Here is a 355-nt window from a genome sequence, read left to right as displayed (position 1 = left end):
CATCGACGGTCGTCATCGCTTCGGTCTGGTCGACGATGAGGTAACCGCCGGACTTCAGCGGCACCTCTTTACGCAGGGCGCGCTGGATTTCGTCCTCCACGCCGTAGAGATCGAAGATCGGCCGCTCGCCGGCATAGTGTTCAATGCGGTCCGACAGCACCGGCATGAACTTCTGCACGAATTTGACGGTTTTCTCGTAGGTTTCGCGTGAATCGACGCGCACTTTCTCGATGCCGTCGTTGAGCGAATCGCGCAGCGAACGCAACGGCAGCGAGAGTTCCTCGTACACACGTTCGCCCATCTTCGCTTTCTGGATGTTCTCCTGGACCACGCGCCAGACTTTGCTGAGGTAGGT

The 355-nt window shown here is 58.6% G+C and carries 1 protein-coding gene; it reads right to left on the bottom strand.

Translation table 11 applies throughout. The features are described 5' to 3' along the window. Positions 1-355: ribonuclease E/G (locus CBX98_RS25675; protein WP_172606040.1), on the bottom strand; the 355-nt coding region annotated here is incomplete at both ends.

The organism is Vibrio sp. T9 (assembly GCF_003123985.1).
GTDB classification, from domain to species: Bacteria; Pseudomonadota; Gammaproteobacteria; order Enterobacterales; family Vibrionaceae; genus Vibrio; species Vibrio diabolicus.
The sequence above is the reverse complement of the archived record's forward strand: the minus strand, read 5'-3'. Positions and strand labels throughout refer to the sequence as shown.